Consider the following 15,576-nt stretch of genomic DNA (forward strand, 5'->3'; position numbering starts at 1 on the left):
CCACGATCTCCACTACAGAAGATTCCAGGGCCACTTTATTTTACTACCGAGTTGCTTAGTGGTGCGGCGAACCTAGGTCAAAGGCTGCATGAACCGCCTTGAGAGCTTTAACGCCATCCGTTAGAGGAATCACACAGCTCACCCGAATCTCTGAGGTGGCAATCATTTGAATGTTGATCTGCTCTGCGGCCAAGGCCTGGAACATTTGAGCCGCAACGCCAGGTCGCCCTAACATGCCAATTCCGACAATGCTAAGCTTTGCAACTTCTGAATCGGCAGTCACCGGGCCACAGCCAAGCTGGTCAGCGGCGTCTTTGAGCACATGCTGCGCCACCTGCAGATCCGTTTCCCCAACAGTGAAGGCAATATCGCGGGTCATGACGCCCTCAACAGGACGCGATCGCTGGGACTGGATCACCATGTCAATACTGATATTCTTGGCCGCGAGTGCCTGAAAGATTTGAGCCGCCATGCCGGGATGATCGGGGACGTGGCGGATGGCGAGCTGAGCTTGCTTGAGATCGAGAGCAATGCCTCTCACCGGAGGAGAGGCCTGCTCGGTCCTCAGACTAGTCTGGACAGGGGAGCTGGCGACTTCAAAGGTGCGGCAAAGGAGTTGGATGGCGCGATCGCAATCCTCCATGGCCACAGTACAGCTCACATTTACCTCTGACGTAGAGATCATCTGCAGGTTGATGCCAGCATCAGCAAGGGTTTGGAACATTTGGGCTGCAACACTAGGTCGCCCAATAATTCCAGCTCCGACAATGCCAACCTTGGCAACATCTCGATCCACTAATACTTCCGCCTGGTTGTCCCCTTGAGGCGGATTAAAAGCCACGGAAACCGCTTCAGCCTGCTTGAGAGTATCTTTCGAAACCGTGAACGCAATATCGTTGCTGTTGCCTTCGTGAATAGACTGAATGATTAAATCCACATCTAGCCCTTGATGGGCCAGCTCGCCAAATAACCCTGCGGCAACACCGGGGCGGTCGGCAACTCGCAGCAGCGCCACCTTTGCCTGATCGTGATCAAAGTGAACCGCATCGACGGGGCGACCCAGCTCTAAGTCCTGGAGGGGACGCGCAGAGATGATCGGGGAGATTACGCGCGTTCCTGGTTCATCAGTCCAGCTAGAGCGGACCACCATTTGAACCCCGTAGTTGCGGGCAATTTCGACCGCCCGAGGATGCAGCACTTTTGCCCCAAGGCTTGCTAGCTCTAGCATTTCATCGGAGGTGATCTCGTCCATGAGCTGAGCATCTTCCACCAAGCGCGGGTCAGTGGTGAGAATACCGGGAACATCGGTGTATATTTCGCAGCAGTCAGCTCGGAGCGCTGCGGCTAGAGCCACAGCTGAAGTATCGGAGCCACCCCGCCCAAGGGTTGTGACATCCCGATCTGCATTGTTACTGGTTCCCTGAAACCCAGCAACGACCACAACCTTTCCTTCTTTGAGATGGCGCTCTAAGCGCTGGGGGTCAATGTTCAAGATCCGGGCACGAGTATGGGCCGGTTCGGTGACGATGCCTACTTGAGCGCCGGTCAGCGAGATTGCCGGTTGGCCAATTTCTTGCAGGGCCATGCTCAGCAGTGAGATGGTCACCTGTTCTCCCGTGGACAGCAGCATATCCATTTCGCGGCTGCAGGGGTTGCTGGAGAGTCCGTTGGCGAGTTTTACTAAGCCGTCGGTGGTTTTACCCATAGCGGATACGACGACAACTAAGGCATTGCCCGCCTCTACGGTGGTTTTGACCCGTTGAGCAACGGCTTGAATCCGCTCAACTGAGCCGACAGACGTGCCACCATACTTCTGAATAATTAACCCCATGCCACCCTGGCTCCCTCACTGCCGCAGTTACTCAACACTATGGTACTCATTGCTTACCAGATCTATAAGATTGTGCGTAGAAGTTGTATAGATTTGCAATTGCTCGAAGAAGAGGGCAGCAGACGATGGTGGGGTAAACGAAAAAATTCAATGAGACGGAGCCTTATCTTTTAGAGAAACAAAGCGGTCGTGGGAAAAATATCTCCACGACCACTCAGGGAAGTCTTAATCAAGAGCTTCTTTCACACTGTCAATTAATCCACCCGCAGCTTTCTCAGCCTTAGCGCCTGCTTGCTTAACAGGATCTTGCTGAATTTTACCAATGTCCTTCATGCGAGAACCAGGAATAGTCTGAGTCGCGGCCTCAACCTTTCGCACAACTTTACCAATCTCAAACCCCTCTTCTCGCTGGCTGAGAGTGGAAAGATCAGCAGCGGGGGGATTGTCGCCAAACTGTTTGCCGGGGCTAATGTTAGTGGAATAGCCTGCATCAGCTTGGGCAATCATTTGAGAGTAGCCCGGTGCCGTGTCCAAAGAAGCCGCCTGTAGGGGATTCTGTCCAACCAAGGACAGCAATAGGAACAAGCTAGCCGTGAACACAAATAGCCCTTTGCGGAACGCAAAACTTAGCTTCATAGCGCAAACCTTCGTTATGGATACGGGCTAGATTATACCGAGTAAGGACGACCGCTAGATCAAGCCAGCGGCTGAAGTTGTGCGAGAGGGTTCGTAATTCGGCTCTATCGCTAGATAGAGATCGCCAGATGGCCGCAACACGATCGCCGTCATTCCCCTAGTGCGACGGGAATCTCTCCCCCTAAAAGTCTCTCTGTTGTGGACTCACCAGACTGTCGGAGCTGACGGTTTAACTGCATTGTGAGGCCTGCGATCGCAACAAGCTGTAGCCCCAAAGCCGTCAGAATCTGGGCCAAGGGAATAGCCTCAACCGCCATGAAGGCAAAGGGCGTTAGCAGAAACCAAATTGCACCTGTGTTCGTAGTATCTGCACCCAAAAGCGTCATCAAAACTAAGGGAAGAACAACCGGCACCGTTAGGGTGGCTGTTGCCCAGAGGTTACGGTTTGAGATCGGTCGCAGCAGCACAACTTGATTGAATAGGGCCAGCACTAGGATCAAGGTGGAATTGAAGAGCAACCCCATCAACAGCAACATCTGCTCTTCTTTGAGGTGCCAGAAGGCCCAAGCTACGATCGGGAAATTAGCGATACCGAGATTAAGTGCGATCGCAACCCAAGCCGGACTGTCATCAGCCCAGATCAAATCTTTCGTGCGCTGAACTCGCCCCCTCGCAGAGCGATAGGTTCCCCGAAATCTGGCCCAATCCTGCAGCGCCTGATGGTGAGGCAGCAGTAGAACCATCAGCAAAACAAACCACAGCATATGGAGAATGAGTAAAAAGCTAATCAGCTCCTCAGTACTACCTTTCGGCCCTAGAGAAAACCCAAGCCAGCAAGTCACAACACAGGCCGTGGCCCAATAGCTTTGCTTCTTGCTTAGTAAGGGGATTTGGGGATTACGAAATCGGCGCTGTAGCGGCTGCCATAACCATCCAGTCCACAAGCCATAATTTGCCAAGACAAACATAAGTACGAACAAGCCATTACTCCCTAAAGGGAGGCCGAAGAACTGCCAATTCAATAGAGACGGCAAACTACCTCTATAGGGCAGGGCAGGATCAGAGGTTTGTGCAAGATAGGGCAAAAGCGTTACCGGAGAGAAACCATAGATCCAATCAACTGAACTATGCGAAATATAGAGATTGTTGAACAAAAACAGGAGGGCACAAATAATAGCGCTCCCCAACCAAGCCTGAAATCCATTCAGCCAATAGCCCACCAAACCGATTAATAGAGCCACGCTGTAAAAAAACAACCCGCACCCCAAAACCAATACATCGAAGCTTAAAATTTTTAAGAAAGGGATTTGGGCTGATAAACCTGAGATGTAGCGCAGCGGTAAAGCCACCATCACTGATAAAAAAATCAGAATCGGGACGCCCAAAAGTTTCCCCACAAGAATTGTCCAGGCCGACTGAGGGCTGAGGCTGACAAAGGTCAGCGTTCCTCGGCGCTCTTCTTTGGACAAATCGCTGATCAGCAAAAAGCTACCGCCAACGACTAAAACAAGCAGCAGCAAAAAACTGCCCCAGGCGAACACGGCCAACCACCACTGTTGCCAATTCACCAAAAGATAGTGAGTGCCAAGCTGGACACAGTTTCTGCCTTTGGGATCAGCTGCATTCTCACAAAGTCCGCGGATCAGGTCCAACTGTTGGTACTGCCAGAATAGGAAAAAACCCTGGCCAAGAAGTGAACAGCAGACTGCCAGCAAAACATTACGGAGCTTGAGCCTCCCCTGCAGCTCCCGCAACAGTTGCGGATTTAAATCGCCCAGTACTTCCGTACCCGCAATGAAGAGCGGAAAGCGTAACTTGCCCATTTATGACACCTGTTTGTGATCGAGCTTGTCAAGAAAAATAGTTTCGAGATCTTCTTGAATGCACTGAAAGTTGTAGAGGGGAATACGAGCCGCCATCAGAGACCGCAACAAATCAGCCGCCGCAGCCTGATCGCCCGTGAAATGGACCTTCACCTGCTGTGTCTCTGAATTGACCTGCCAGCCTTCAATTTGAGGGCACTGTCGCAGTTCACACTCCAGAGCCTTGATATCGCCCAGCGTTGAAATCAAAATCTGCTGCTCACTCAACTGCTGATAGAGATTCTGTAGCGACGTACTCTCCACTAGGTAGCCCAGCTCCATAATCCCCACTGATGTGCACAGCTCCGCCAGATCACGAAGGATATGAGAAGAGATCAGCACCGTCATCCCCGCCTCTCTCAAAATATTAATCAGCTCTCGAAACTGCACCCGAGCCAATGGATCAAGCCCTGAGACCGGTTCATCCAGCAGCAGCAAAATCGGCTCATGAATAATGGTTCGAGCCAGACCGAGACGCTGCTTCATTCCCCGTGACAGACTAGCCACTGAGCTACGACGCTTGTGGGTTAACTGCACCAGCTCCAGCACCTCTGACAGTCGCTGGCGGCGGCGTGGCTGACGTAACTGATATAGCCGCGCAAAGTAGTTGAGATATTCCCACACTGTTAAATCTTCGTAAAGCGGGAAATCATCTGGCAGATAGCCAATCAAACGTTTGAGATCGGCATTTGTTTGATTGCGCTGTAGGCGCTGCCCTCGAATGTAAATCTCCCCCAACGTCGGCTGTTCCGCCGTTGCCAACATCCGAATCAGCGTGGTTTTACCAGCTCCATTGGGACCGATTAGCCCAAAGACCTCTCCTTCTTTGATTTCTAGATCAAGATCGCTGACGGCAGCGTGGTGCCCAAATCGCTTCGTCAGCCCTCGCGTCTGAACCGCTATTTCAGATGACATAATGCTACCGATTCACATCCATACACCAGAGATCGTAGGAGAACAACACAATGTTCCCTGTGATCTGAGTCTCTCTGGCTCATGATGTCAGCCCTACATTCATCTCAAATTTAATGTTTTGAAGGAAAAAGATAGTTAAGAATTCCTGTTTTTAGAGGAGAATCGGCACCACAACCGCCAGATTCGATTTATTTTGCGATGATAAAAGCAGGGGAGAATCTCTCCCGTCCAGCGTGCAAAAGAAGGGCAAATCATGGGTATCGCAACGATTAATCCTGCAACCGGAGAGACGGTCAAAACCTTTGATGCCCTATCTGCCGAGCAGGTTCAGACAAAGATCGCGCGGGCAGACCAGGCGTTTGCTTCCTATCAGCAAACAACAATGGCCGATCGCAGCCAGTGGCTGACCCAAGCGGCTGAATTGTTAGAAGACCCTAACAACAGTCGCAGCTATGCAAAATTGATGACTCTAGAAATGGGAAAGCCGCTGCAAGAGGCGATTTCAGAGGTCAAAAAGTGTGCCAGCGTTTGCCGCTACTATGCCGAAAACGCCGCAGACTTCCTGGCCAATCAATATACTCAAACAGACGCCAGCCAAAGCTTTATCAGCTACCAACCCCTAGGGATTGTATTGGCGGTCATGCCGTGGAATTTTCCCTTTTGGCAGGTGTTTCGGTTCGCTGCGCCTGCTTTAATGGCAGGTAATGTGGGATTACTAAAACATGCCTCCAATGTGCCCCAGTGTGCGCTGGCGATTGAAGACATCTTGAGCCGAGCAGGTTTTCCAGACGGCGTCTTCCAGACTCTATTGATCGGAGCAGCACAGGTGGAATCAGTTGTTAAAGACACAAGAGTCAAGGCCGCGACGCTGACGGGAAGTGAGCCAGCGGGGGCTAGCTTAGCGGCAGTCGCAGGCACTCAGATTAAAAAGACCGTCCTAGAACTAGGCGGTAGCGATCCCTTTATCATCCTTGAAAGTGCTGATTTGAACCTAGCTGCTGAGACCGCCGTTAAAGCCAGAATGCTCAACAACGGTCAATCCTGTATTGCCGCAAAGCGGTTTATTGTGGTGGATGCCATTGCTGATGAATTTGAGCAGAAGCTGGTTGCAGCATTCAACGATCTAACCATTGGCGATCCCATGGACGAGACGGTCCATGTTGGCCCATTGGCGACGGCGAGCATCCTATCGGAGCTAGATCAACAGGTGCTAACGGCTGTACAGAATGGTGCTCGAGTGCTGATCGGCGGTAATAAGAAGGCTGAGCCAGGGAACTACTACTTACCCACAATTCTCACGGATATTGCCCCCGACAACCCTGTCTACTATGAAGAGTTTTTTGGCCCTGTGGCCCTGCTGTTTCGTATCCCAGACTTAGATGCAGCGATCAAGTTAGCCAACGATACGCCCTTCGGCCTGGGTGCAAGTGCCTGGACTGCTATACCTGAGGAACAGGAACGCTGCATCGTCGAGCTAGAAGCTGGAGCTGTTTTTATCAACGGCATGGTGAAGTCAGACCCGCGTCTGCCCTTCGGGGGCATTAAGCGATCAGGCTATGGAAGAGAGCTGGGCATCCCTGGCATTCACGAATTTGTAAACCTCAAAACGATTTGGATCAAGTAGACAAACCCATGAATACTGCTGAGCTTCTGGTCAAGTGCCTTGAGAATGAAGGGGTAGAGTACATTTTCGGGCTGCCAGGAGAAGAGAATCTCCAGGTTCTGGAGGCCCTACGTAACTCTTCCATCCAGTTTATTACCACCCGCCATGAACAGGGGGCTGCTTTCATGGCAGATGTCTATGGTCGGCTAACGGGACGGGCTGGGGTTTGCCTCTCAACGCTCGGACCAGGTGCCACCAATCTCATGACTGGCGTTGCAGATGCCAATCTAGATGGCGCTCCTCTCGTTGCGATTACCGGCCAAGTGGGCACCGATCGGATGCATATTGAATCTCACCAGTACCTTGATTTGGTGGCGATGTTCAATCCTGTTACCAAGTGGACCAAGCAGATTGTTCGACCTAGCAATACAGCTGAAATTGTCCGACGGGCCTTTAAGCTGGCCCAGGCTGAGAAGCCTGGGGCCGTTCATATTGATTTGCCAGAGAATATTGCTGGCATGGAGGCTGTGGGAGCGCCTTTGCTGCGAGACAAGGTCGAGAAGAGCTATCCTTCATCCCGAAGTTTAGAGCAGGCGGCTGAGGCAATTTCCCGAGCTGAGAATCCGCTCATATTGGTTGGCAATGGAGCGATTCGGGCTCAGGCGAGTGAAGCACTAACCCAGCTCGCCACGCAATTAAATATTCCGGTCGCCAATACGTTTATGGGCAAAGGCGTCATGCGCTATACCCACCCACTGTCTCTGTGGACTGTAGGGCTACAGCAACGCGATTACATTAGCTGTGGCTTTGACCGCACGGATCTTGTGATTGCGGTGGGCTATGACCTCATTGAGTTCTCACCCAAAAAATGGAACCCCGATGGTAACATCCCGATTGTTCATGTAGGGGCCGAGCCAGCAGAGATTGATAGCAGCTACATTCCCATTGCAGAGGTCGTGGGTGATATTTCTGAGTCGCTGCTGAAGCTGCTCAGTCGCTCGGATCGTCAAGGCAAACCGGATCCCTATGGACTTAGCCTGCGGCCTCAAATGCGGGAGGATTACGAGCAGTATGCCAATGATGAGAGCTTTCCGGTTCGTCCGCAAAAGCTGATTTACGATCTCCGACACGTGATGGGATCTGATGATGTCGTAATCTCGGATGTGGGCGCTCACAAAATGTGGATGGCGCGCCACTATCACTGCGATCGCCCCAATACTTGTTTAATTTCCAATGGCTTTGCGGCAATGGGCATCGCGATTCCGGGAGCGCTGGCGGCGAAGCTGATTTACCCAGATCGCAATGTTGTAGCAGTGACGGGCGACGGTGGCTTCATGATGAATATGCAGGAATTAGAGACAGCTCTGCGGGTGGGCACGGCCTTCACAACGCTAATTTTCAATGATGGTGGCTATGGCCTGATTGAGTGGAAGCAGCAGCAGCACTATGGTGAGTCGGCCTTCATCAAGTTTGGCAATCCAGATTTCGTCAAGCTGGCCGAGAGCATGGGGTTAAAGGGGTATCGGATTGAGAGTGCTGATGATTTAGTCCCCACGCTAAAAACAGCGCTGGAGCAAGATGTACCCACGGTCATCGATTGCCCTGTAGACTACCGAGAAAATCTGATGTTCAGCCAAAAGTCTGGGGAATTGAGCTGCGCGACCTAGAAAAGCAGGGTTCGCAGCATGAGTCTTCGCTAGGGATGATATTTTTCTTCTAGTAACTGTCCCCATTTCTCATTGAAGGGATGTACTTTCTGGGTCGGTCCGGTTGGGGCAACGACAGGTTCTCCTTGATTAGCCCACTCAAAAATCGAGCCTTCTAGATTCACGACCTGCTGCAATCCTAGCTTCTGCAGAGACTTAGCCATTTGGGCAGAACGATAGCCCACGGAACAATAAACAACGACAGGTTGTGTCGGCTGCCGCTTAATCCAGGCCGCTAATTGATCTGCGTCTTGAAAGTGAACTGCGTCGGGGATGTGACTGACGGCAAATTCGTCAGCGTTGCGGACGTCAACGACTAAAGCGCTGCCTGAATAGTTTTCTTTGAAGTCTGTGGTGGTGATGTGTTCCACTGAAGGGAACTGATTGCGGATTTGAGCTTTCAGACTCTGCCAGTTGAGCTGTGCGGAGGCACAGGCGGTCATGAAAATGAAAGCCAAGGCTGCACCCAAGCGGCGGAAAAGTTTCATGATTTCAGCCATTAGTAGAGTCATTTCTAGAAAAGACAGGGCTGCAGGACGGCTTGCTGGAGCTGCTGCTGATATTCTTCATCTGAAATTGTGTAGGCTCCAAATCGCGCGAGGTGAGGATTTATGATTTGAGCGTCGAAGAGTTGGAAGTGTTGCGATCGCAAATGCTCCACCAGCTTCACCATCGCCACCTTCGACCCCTCAGGGATATTAAAAAACATCGACTCCCCAATAAAGATTCCCCCAATCACAATTCCGAGGATCCCCCCCGCTAACTGTCCATCCTGCCAAGTCTCAAAGCTATGGGCGTACCCCGCCTCGTGCAGTGCCAAATACAGTGAGCGCAAATCTTTCGAGATCCAAGTTGAATCACGATTAGCGCAGCCCGCCACCACTGCCGGGAAATCCCAATCAACGGCCTCCGTAAACCGATTCTGATTCAGCACCCGCTGCAAAGATCGCGGATAGCGAAAGCGATCATCCAATGGGATCAGCGTTCGCTGCACGCTGGTATACCATCCCAGAGAGTCATCGTCAGCCATCAAAAAAAAGCCCTGACGATATCGCTCAACAATCTTTGGAATATTAAAGTTCATGGGTGATAGAACCACGTTTCCAGCTTTCAGCCTATCAGCTCTGACACTTCACCAATCCATCTAGAAATCATCCAAGTGACATAAGCACAGCCAAGACTGCCAAACTTGAGCAACAGTCCCGGCAATTAAGGGGTCGGTTCGAGATCGATTGGGCGCTGAGATCAAAACCACAACTTTCTCCACTTGCTCGAAATTAGGAGCGATATCTAGGTGCCTGTGCAGAAACTGGCGAATAGCACGCCGCTGGAGCGCTAAAGGTGCAGTCTCAAGCACCGTTCGGTCTAAGCGAGCCAGCATCTGCTGATCGTCGTGCTGTACCTGTTCAGCCTCTGTGACCGTGGCTGCTTTTAGCAGCGCCGCTGCAGACGTTTCTAAATAAGCAACATCAGCCTGCAATAGCTCCGCCGTTTGGGCAATGGCCGTATCCACCTTCGGATTAAAATGTTCTCGCAGGTAAGGCAAAACGCCTTGACGGATGCGGTTGCGCCGATAGTGCAAGTCTTGATTCATCGGATCTTGCCAGACAGGTAGCCCTATGTCTCGGCAAAACTGGCCGGTCTCCGCACGAGTCACGTTTAGCAGCGGGCGCACCAGTTTTCTCTCTCCCGATAGTGGACGCTGCCAGGTGAGAGCCTGTAGGCCATCTGCGCCACTGCCGCGCACCAGATTGTAGAGAAGGGTTTCAGTACGATCGCTCGCAGTATGAGCCGTTACCACAGCATGAAAATCCTGCTGCTGAGCAATCTCAGCCATCTCCTGATAGCGCCATTCCCGTCCCTCAGCTTCTCCCTTGAGTACAGAAGGTGCCGTCCGTCCAAAGAAAGGTAGATTCCACCGCCGCACGAGGTCGGCCACATACCGAGCATTGGCCGTAGAGTCTGGAGGCCAGCGATGATCACAGTGCGCCACCGCCAAATCCCATTCCCATCTGTCCTGAAGATCAAGCAGGAGTCTCAGCAGACAGAAAGAATCCTGCCCCCCAGAGAACGCGATCAAAATACGATGATTTAAGGGCAGTAGCAATCGCTGTTTAAGCGTTCGCTGTAGCCGGGCATGAAGCAGAGTCCAGGACAAATCCTTTCACACTCACGAGCATTAAAAGAACCAGCCGTAGCTGTGTAAGCCTTTGCCCAATAAATTAACGCCCAAATAGCAGACCCAGACCACGGCAAAACCCGCAGTCGCAAGCAACGCCGGTTTGCGGCCCTGCCAACCCTTCGTAATCCGAGCATGAAGATAAGCGGCAAACACCAGCCAAGTAATCAACGCCCAGGTCTCCTTCGGATCCCAGCTCCAGGGCGCACCCCAGGCTTCGTTGGCCCACACCGCACCGGCAATAATGCCTACGGTCAATAGGGGAAATCCTAGGCCAATAATGCGATAGCTAAGGTTGTCTAGGGTCTCAGCCAGACTCAAACGCTTCATCGACAGAGAGGCAACGGGTGCTTCAACTTTCTCTAAAACAGCAGTGCCGCCCTGCCCTGAGGTTGCGGCCAATGGCTGCTGAACTGTACTGGCTTTCTGGAGTCGCTCTCGGAAGCCACCCGTACCCACGGAGCTGCCCTTGAGTTCAATGGGTTGCCCCCAGGTAATAGCAAGGAATGCGATCGCCATGAGCGATCCCACCATCAGCGCAGAGTAGCTAATCATCATCACGCTGACGTGCATCATCAGCCAATTTGATTTCAAAGCTGGAACCAAGGGAGCCGACGCCTGCATCTCAGTCGGTAGGGTCAAAGCGGCAAAGGCTGTAATGGCCATGGCAACGGGGGCGGTGGCAACACCCACTAGACGACTGCGGCTGAGGTATTCCGCCACGAGGTGAACACCTGTGACACCCCAAGCTAAAAAGAACAAAGACTCATAAAGGTTGCTGATCGGAAAGTATCCCGCCTCAGCCCATCTAGCCCCTAGCAAACAGGCCATACAGAGGTTTGCAATTGCCATGCCCGCAGTTCCTAAAGCGGGTAAAGCCGGAATCTTAGGAAAGGCTGCGCCTATCCAGTAGATCAGCATGGTGGCAAATAGGATCGCAAAGGAAACGTTGTCGAGGGTGCCCTGGAGGGTAACCAGATCCATATTGTGTTCTCCCCAATTGGGTGGCAGGTGTAGTCAGCGCTACCTATATCGTACCGATTAATGTTCCCTAAGTGTTCTCTGAGGGTTTAGGACCCCTGCCATCCTGCCAGAAAACGTAACGGACAAATCTAATAGATTAAGCTGGGGAGGAGGATGAATGGATTTCCAATGACTGAGGACGGCAGTCCGCCAAAATTTGATGAAGATGAACGACGTTACCGATGACTGCGATCGCAGGCGCTGTAAAGTCGGCCTCTATCATCTGGGCTTCAATCGTTTCCAGAATCCCCACAATCTGATCTTGTTCAGGACGAGTCCCCCAACGCACCAGGGCGATTGGCGTTTCAGGCTCTCGTCCGCCCAACTGTAGTTCTTGAAGAATATGGGGTAAGTTGTGGACTCCCATGTAGACCACGATGGTTTCTGAGCCTTGAGCAATGGCTCGCCAGTTGACTTGAGGGCGATATTTACCAGACTGCTCGTGGCCGGTCACGAACGTCACTGAAGAGCTGCAATTTCGATGGGTAAGCGGAATCCCTGCGTAGGCGGGAGCAGCAATACCAGAGGTAATGCCTGGAACAATTTCGACCGGAACACCCGCATTTAAAAGGTCGATCATCTCTTCACCACCGCGCCCAAAAATAAAGGGGTCGCCACCTTTGAGACGGACGACAACAGCATGGGTTTGGGCCTTCTCAATCATGAGGGCTGTTGTTTCCGCCTGCAGTAAAGAATGGTGGCCTCGACGTTTGCCAGCATGAATCTTCTCGGTCCGAGATGCGATCATCGCTAGAACCTCAGGGCTAACGAGGGCATCGTAAATCACAACATCAGCCGACTCGAGCAGTGTTTTGCCTTTCAGGGTCATTAAGCCTGGATCACCAGGGCCTGCACCAACAAGGTACACCTTGCCCACGCAGGACTTTTGAGTTTCGGAAGACATCGCAGGTATCACCAATCGAAGCAGGCTGCTTAAGTTAAATCAATGAGTAACTGCGCTAGGGCAGGGCTAGGGTCTAAGGGAGAGCTTAAGGCCAAGTTAAGTTGACCGAATCTATACTTTAGCTGATTAATTTGCTCAGCAATCGCATCGGTGATTTTGCCAGAGAACAGGAAGTAGGGCAGTACGCCAACGTTTCGATGTCCTTGCTCCACAATAGGGCGGAGGCTGTCTTCCAAGCTAGGTTCCACCGACCAGTAAGCAGGTTTGACGTCCAATGCTGTTGCCAGCTCTTCAACGACTGCGTTACCGCCAGGGTAGCGGCTACCGTGGGCAACTAGAATCCAGGGATGTCTCGTGGAGATGCGAGCTCGCAGCAGTTCCAAAATGCCAGGATGCGAGCCTAGATGTGGCCGCAAATTGAAATGAACCTGCGGCACCTGTTGTTGGGCGACAGCGATAGCTTCAGGAATATCCGACATGACGTGGGTTCCAGGCAGCAAAAAGAGCGGCAGAATCTCGACTGTTGCCGGTTCTGCTAGCGACTGACCTAGCTGTTGAAGGCGCTCTTCTAACGGGAGACCCAGCTCTAGGGTGCCGGAGTGAATCTGCTCTGGCTTGATCCCTCGGTGAGCTGCAGCTTGTGTGAACAGGGCTGTGAGCTGCTGGAAGGATTGTTGCGATCGCAAATCCCGACTGCCGTGGGCCACCAGAAAATAATGGGTCTCCAAGATCAAATAGCTCAGGACAACAGTGAAGGCGGAGAAAGGACGGAGGCCGCCGCAGAGATAGCGGGTCGCTTTTCGGGGACCGGAGGCTTTTTCGAGAGGTCTTGACCATATGCGATCGCAAGCTGCCGGAACTCTTCACCCTCGACCGTTTCTCTTTCCAAAAGCATTTCCACCAACTTGTCCACCAGCTCTCGATTCTCTCGAATCAGACGCCGCGCCTGACCATAGCAGTGCAGCACAATTTCCCGAACCTGCCGATCAATCTGAACCGCAATATCCTCAGAATACTCAGGACGATTTGACCAGCCCTGCCCAAGGAATACATCATCATTTCGTTCACTTTCCAGCGCCACATGACCCAAATCAGACATACCCAAGCGCGTCACCATACTGCGGGCCAAGTTCGCCACATACTCTAGATCGCTACTGGCCCCAGACGTCACCTCAGCGTCGCCAAAGATCTCAACCTCCGCAGCTCGGCCTCCTAAAGCCATTGTGATCCGATCAAAAAACCAGGCTCGACTCTGGAAAACACGGTCTTCGTTGTAAACCTGCTGAGAGAATCCACCCACGCCCCCCGAACGAGGCAAAATTGTGACCTTATTTAACGGGTCCGCATCCTTCAGTAGCGTTGCCAACAGCGCATGCCCCACCTCATGATAGGCAATCAGCCACTTTTTCTTGCTGTCTAAATGAGGCGTCATCGCCAAACCAATCGTGACCCGATCAATGGCATCATCAACCTCCAAATCGCCAATCGACTCCTTCCGACGTCTGGCCGTCAGAATCGCCGCCTCATTCAGCACATTAGCTAAAGCCGCCCCAGAAAAACCAGGCGTTCGACGGGCCACAGAATCAAGCGCCACATCATCAGAGAGCTTCTTGTCGCGGGCATGAACCTCCAAAATCCCCAGGCGCCCCTTATAGCTGGGCAAATCAACCATCACCTGTCGGTCAAAACGACCCGGACGCAGCAAAGCCGAATCCAAGACATCAGGTCGGTTCGTCGCCGCAATGATAATCACGCCGCTGTTCCCTTCAAAACCATCCATCTCCGTGAGCAACTGATTAAGCGTCTGTTCTCGCTCATCATTTCCGCCGCCAATACCCGCACCCCTCTGGCGACCAACAGCATCAATTTCATCAATAAATACAAGACAAGGCGCACTTTCCTTCGCCTTCTTAAACAGATCTCGGACGCGCGATGCACCCACGCCCACAAACATTTCCACAAATTCAGAACCAGAGATGCTGAAGAAAGGCACCCCCGCTTCACCCGAGACAGCCCTAGCCAAAAGCGTCTTTCCAGTTCCCGGCGGACCAATCAGCAGAACACCGCGTGGAATTCTAGCGCCCACAGCCGTAAACCGCTCCGGCTGCTTCAAGAAGGTCACAACCTCCTGCAGCTCCTCCTTTGCCTCTTCAATACCCGCAACATCGGCAAAGTTAATACCCGTCTCCGATTCCATATGGAACCGAGCCTTAGACTTGCCAAAATTCAGAATCTGACCCGGACCGCTAGAGGTATTGCTAGCCGCACGGCGCAAGAAAGAAAGCAGTAAAACAACCAGTAAAAAACCAATAAAAACCTGAAGCAGAATACCGGGTAGGGGGTTTTCACCTTGATTAGGAAAAACGTTTAGATTGACATCGTTCGCGCGCAGCGTCTTAGCGAATTGAGAGTCAAGATACTCGTTTTGGCCAAACAGGCGTACCTCCTGCTCTGGAGAATCCTTAGACTGGTCTTTGAGGCGAAACTTAGCAACGCGTTGCTTTTCATAAAGATCGACCTTTTCGACCTGACCCGCTTCGACCTGTCGAAGAAAGTCACTATAAGAAGGCGGCTCCTTCTTCGCCTGAGCCAGTACAGGAAGGCCCTGCGTCAACAACAGTCCCAGCATAAAAGCTGACAACCGTTTAACCAATTTATTGTTACCTGATGCTGGTTTCATGCGATGCGGGTAGCGTTTAAGTGAAATCAGGACGGGTGCAGGTCTGTTGTAGTCCATGCTCCTCTATCTCCAGCGTAATTTAACTCGACTCAGCTCAGCAACCTCTCAGAAAGGGCTTAAGGTTATTTCCCAGATTCACAGCACTTTCAAACTCAGTAGAGATCCTCCTCACAACCAAGAGAAGCAAACCCCTCGTGTATCATACAAAAACCATAGGCCTTTTACACTGCACGGATC

Annotated in this window: 13 protein-coding genes; 2 read left to right on the top strand and 11 right to left on the bottom strand. The window is 52.0% G+C overall.

The window, feature by feature from the left end; all coding sequences use genetic code 11:
* Nucleotides 1-55: 55 nt before the first annotated feature.
* From C1752_RS20230 to C1752_RS20245, 4 genes are all read right to left on the bottom strand, one after another.
* Nucleotides 56-1,831, bottom strand: coding sequence for an aspartate kinase (locus C1752_RS20230; RefSeq protein WP_110987871.1), 1,776 nt, complete (start codon nucleotides 1,829-1,831; stop codon nucleotides 56-58).
* A gap of 225 nt (nucleotides 1,832-2,056) precedes the next feature.
* Entirely contained in the window at nucleotides 2,057-2,467 is a 411-nt protein-coding gene (locus C1752_RS20235) for a hypothetical protein (protein ID WP_110987872.1), read from the bottom strand.
* A gap of 149 nt (nucleotides 2,468-2,616) precedes the next feature.
* Complete coding sequence (locus tag C1752_RS20240) at nucleotides 2,617-4,290, bottom strand: hypothetical protein (RefSeq protein WP_110987873.1); 1,674 nt, start codon at nucleotides 4,288-4,290, stop codon at nucleotides 2,617-2,619.
* Entirely contained in the window at nucleotides 4,291-5,244 is a 954-nt protein-coding gene (locus tag C1752_RS20245; protein WP_110987874.1) for an ABC transporter ATP-binding protein, read from the bottom strand.
* Nucleotides 5,245-5,497: 253 nt separating this feature from the next.
* Here C1752_RS20245 and C1752_RS20250 point away from each other — a divergent pair, with 253 nt between their 5' ends.
* Both C1752_RS20250 and C1752_RS20255 read left to right on the top strand, forming a co-directional pair.
* Nucleotides 5,498-6,868, top strand: a complete 1,371-nt coding sequence (locus C1752_RS20250) for an NAD-dependent succinate-semialdehyde dehydrogenase (RefSeq protein ID WP_110987875.1) — start codon at nucleotides 5,498-5,500, stop codon at nucleotides 6,866-6,868.
* 8 nt (nucleotides 6,869-6,876) lie between these two features.
* Complete coding sequence (locus tag C1752_RS20255) at nucleotides 6,877-8,514, top strand: acetolactate synthase large subunit (RefSeq protein WP_110987876.1); 1,638 nt, start codon at nucleotides 6,877-6,879, stop codon at nucleotides 8,512-8,514.
* Nucleotides 8,515-8,543: 29 nt separating this feature from the next.
* On the opposite strand, the gene C1752_RS20260 is transcribed toward C1752_RS20255, so the two are convergent.
* The 7 genes from C1752_RS20260 to ftsH all read right to left on the bottom strand — a co-directional run bounded on the left by C1752_RS20260 (nucleotide 8,544) and on the right by ftsH (nucleotide 15,339).
* Entirely contained in the window at nucleotides 8,544-9,041 is a 498-nt protein-coding gene (locus tag C1752_RS20260; protein ID WP_158535150.1) for a rhodanese-like domain-containing protein, read from the bottom strand.
* A gap of 26 nt (nucleotides 9,042-9,067) precedes the next feature.
* Nucleotides 9,068-9,637 carry a leucyl/phenylalanyl-tRNA--protein transferase gene (aat, locus tag C1752_RS20265; RefSeq protein ID WP_110987878.1) on the bottom strand — a complete coding sequence of 190 codons (570 nt, stop codon included), beginning with the start codon at nucleotides 9,635-9,637 and terminating at the stop codon, nucleotides 9,068-9,070.
* Nucleotides 9,638-9,697: 60 nt separating this feature from the next.
* Complete coding sequence (gene tilS / locus C1752_RS20270; protein ID WP_110987879.1) at nucleotides 9,698-10,711, bottom strand: tRNA lysidine(34) synthetase TilS; 1,014 nt, start codon at nucleotides 10,709-10,711, stop codon at nucleotides 9,698-9,700.
* Between the two features lie 21 nt (nucleotides 10,712-10,732).
* Nucleotides 10,733-11,716, bottom strand: a complete 984-nt coding sequence (gene ccsB, locus C1752_RS20275) for a c-type cytochrome biogenesis protein CcsB (protein ID WP_110987880.1) — start codon at nucleotides 11,714-11,716, stop codon at nucleotides 10,733-10,735.
* A 136-nt stretch (nucleotides 11,717-11,852) separates the two neighbouring features.
* Nucleotides 11,853-12,659 carry a uroporphyrinogen-III C-methyltransferase gene (cobA, locus tag C1752_RS20280; protein ID WP_110987881.1) on the bottom strand — a complete coding sequence of 269 codons (807 nt, stop codon included), beginning with the start codon at nucleotides 12,657-12,659 and terminating at the stop codon, nucleotides 11,853-11,855.
* Between the two features lie 29 nt (nucleotides 12,660-12,688).
* Nucleotides 12,689-13,387 (bottom strand): sirohydrochlorin chelatase, encoded by a 699-nt coding sequence (locus C1752_RS20285; protein WP_146242387.1) that lies wholly within the window; start codon nucleotides 13,385-13,387, stop codon nucleotides 12,689-12,691.
* A gap of 11 nt (nucleotides 13,388-13,398) precedes the next feature.
* Nucleotides 13,399-15,339 (bottom strand): ATP-dependent zinc metalloprotease FtsH, encoded by a 1,941-nt coding sequence (gene ftsH / locus C1752_RS20290; protein ID WP_110987919.1) that lies wholly within the window; start codon nucleotides 15,337-15,339, stop codon nucleotides 13,399-13,401.
* Nucleotides 15,340-15,576 lie beyond the last annotated feature (237 nt).

Source organism: Acaryochloris thomasi RCC1774 (assembly GCF_003231495.1).
Lineage (GTDB): Bacteria > Cyanobacteriota > Cyanobacteriia > Thermosynechococcales > Thermosynechococcaceae > RCC1774.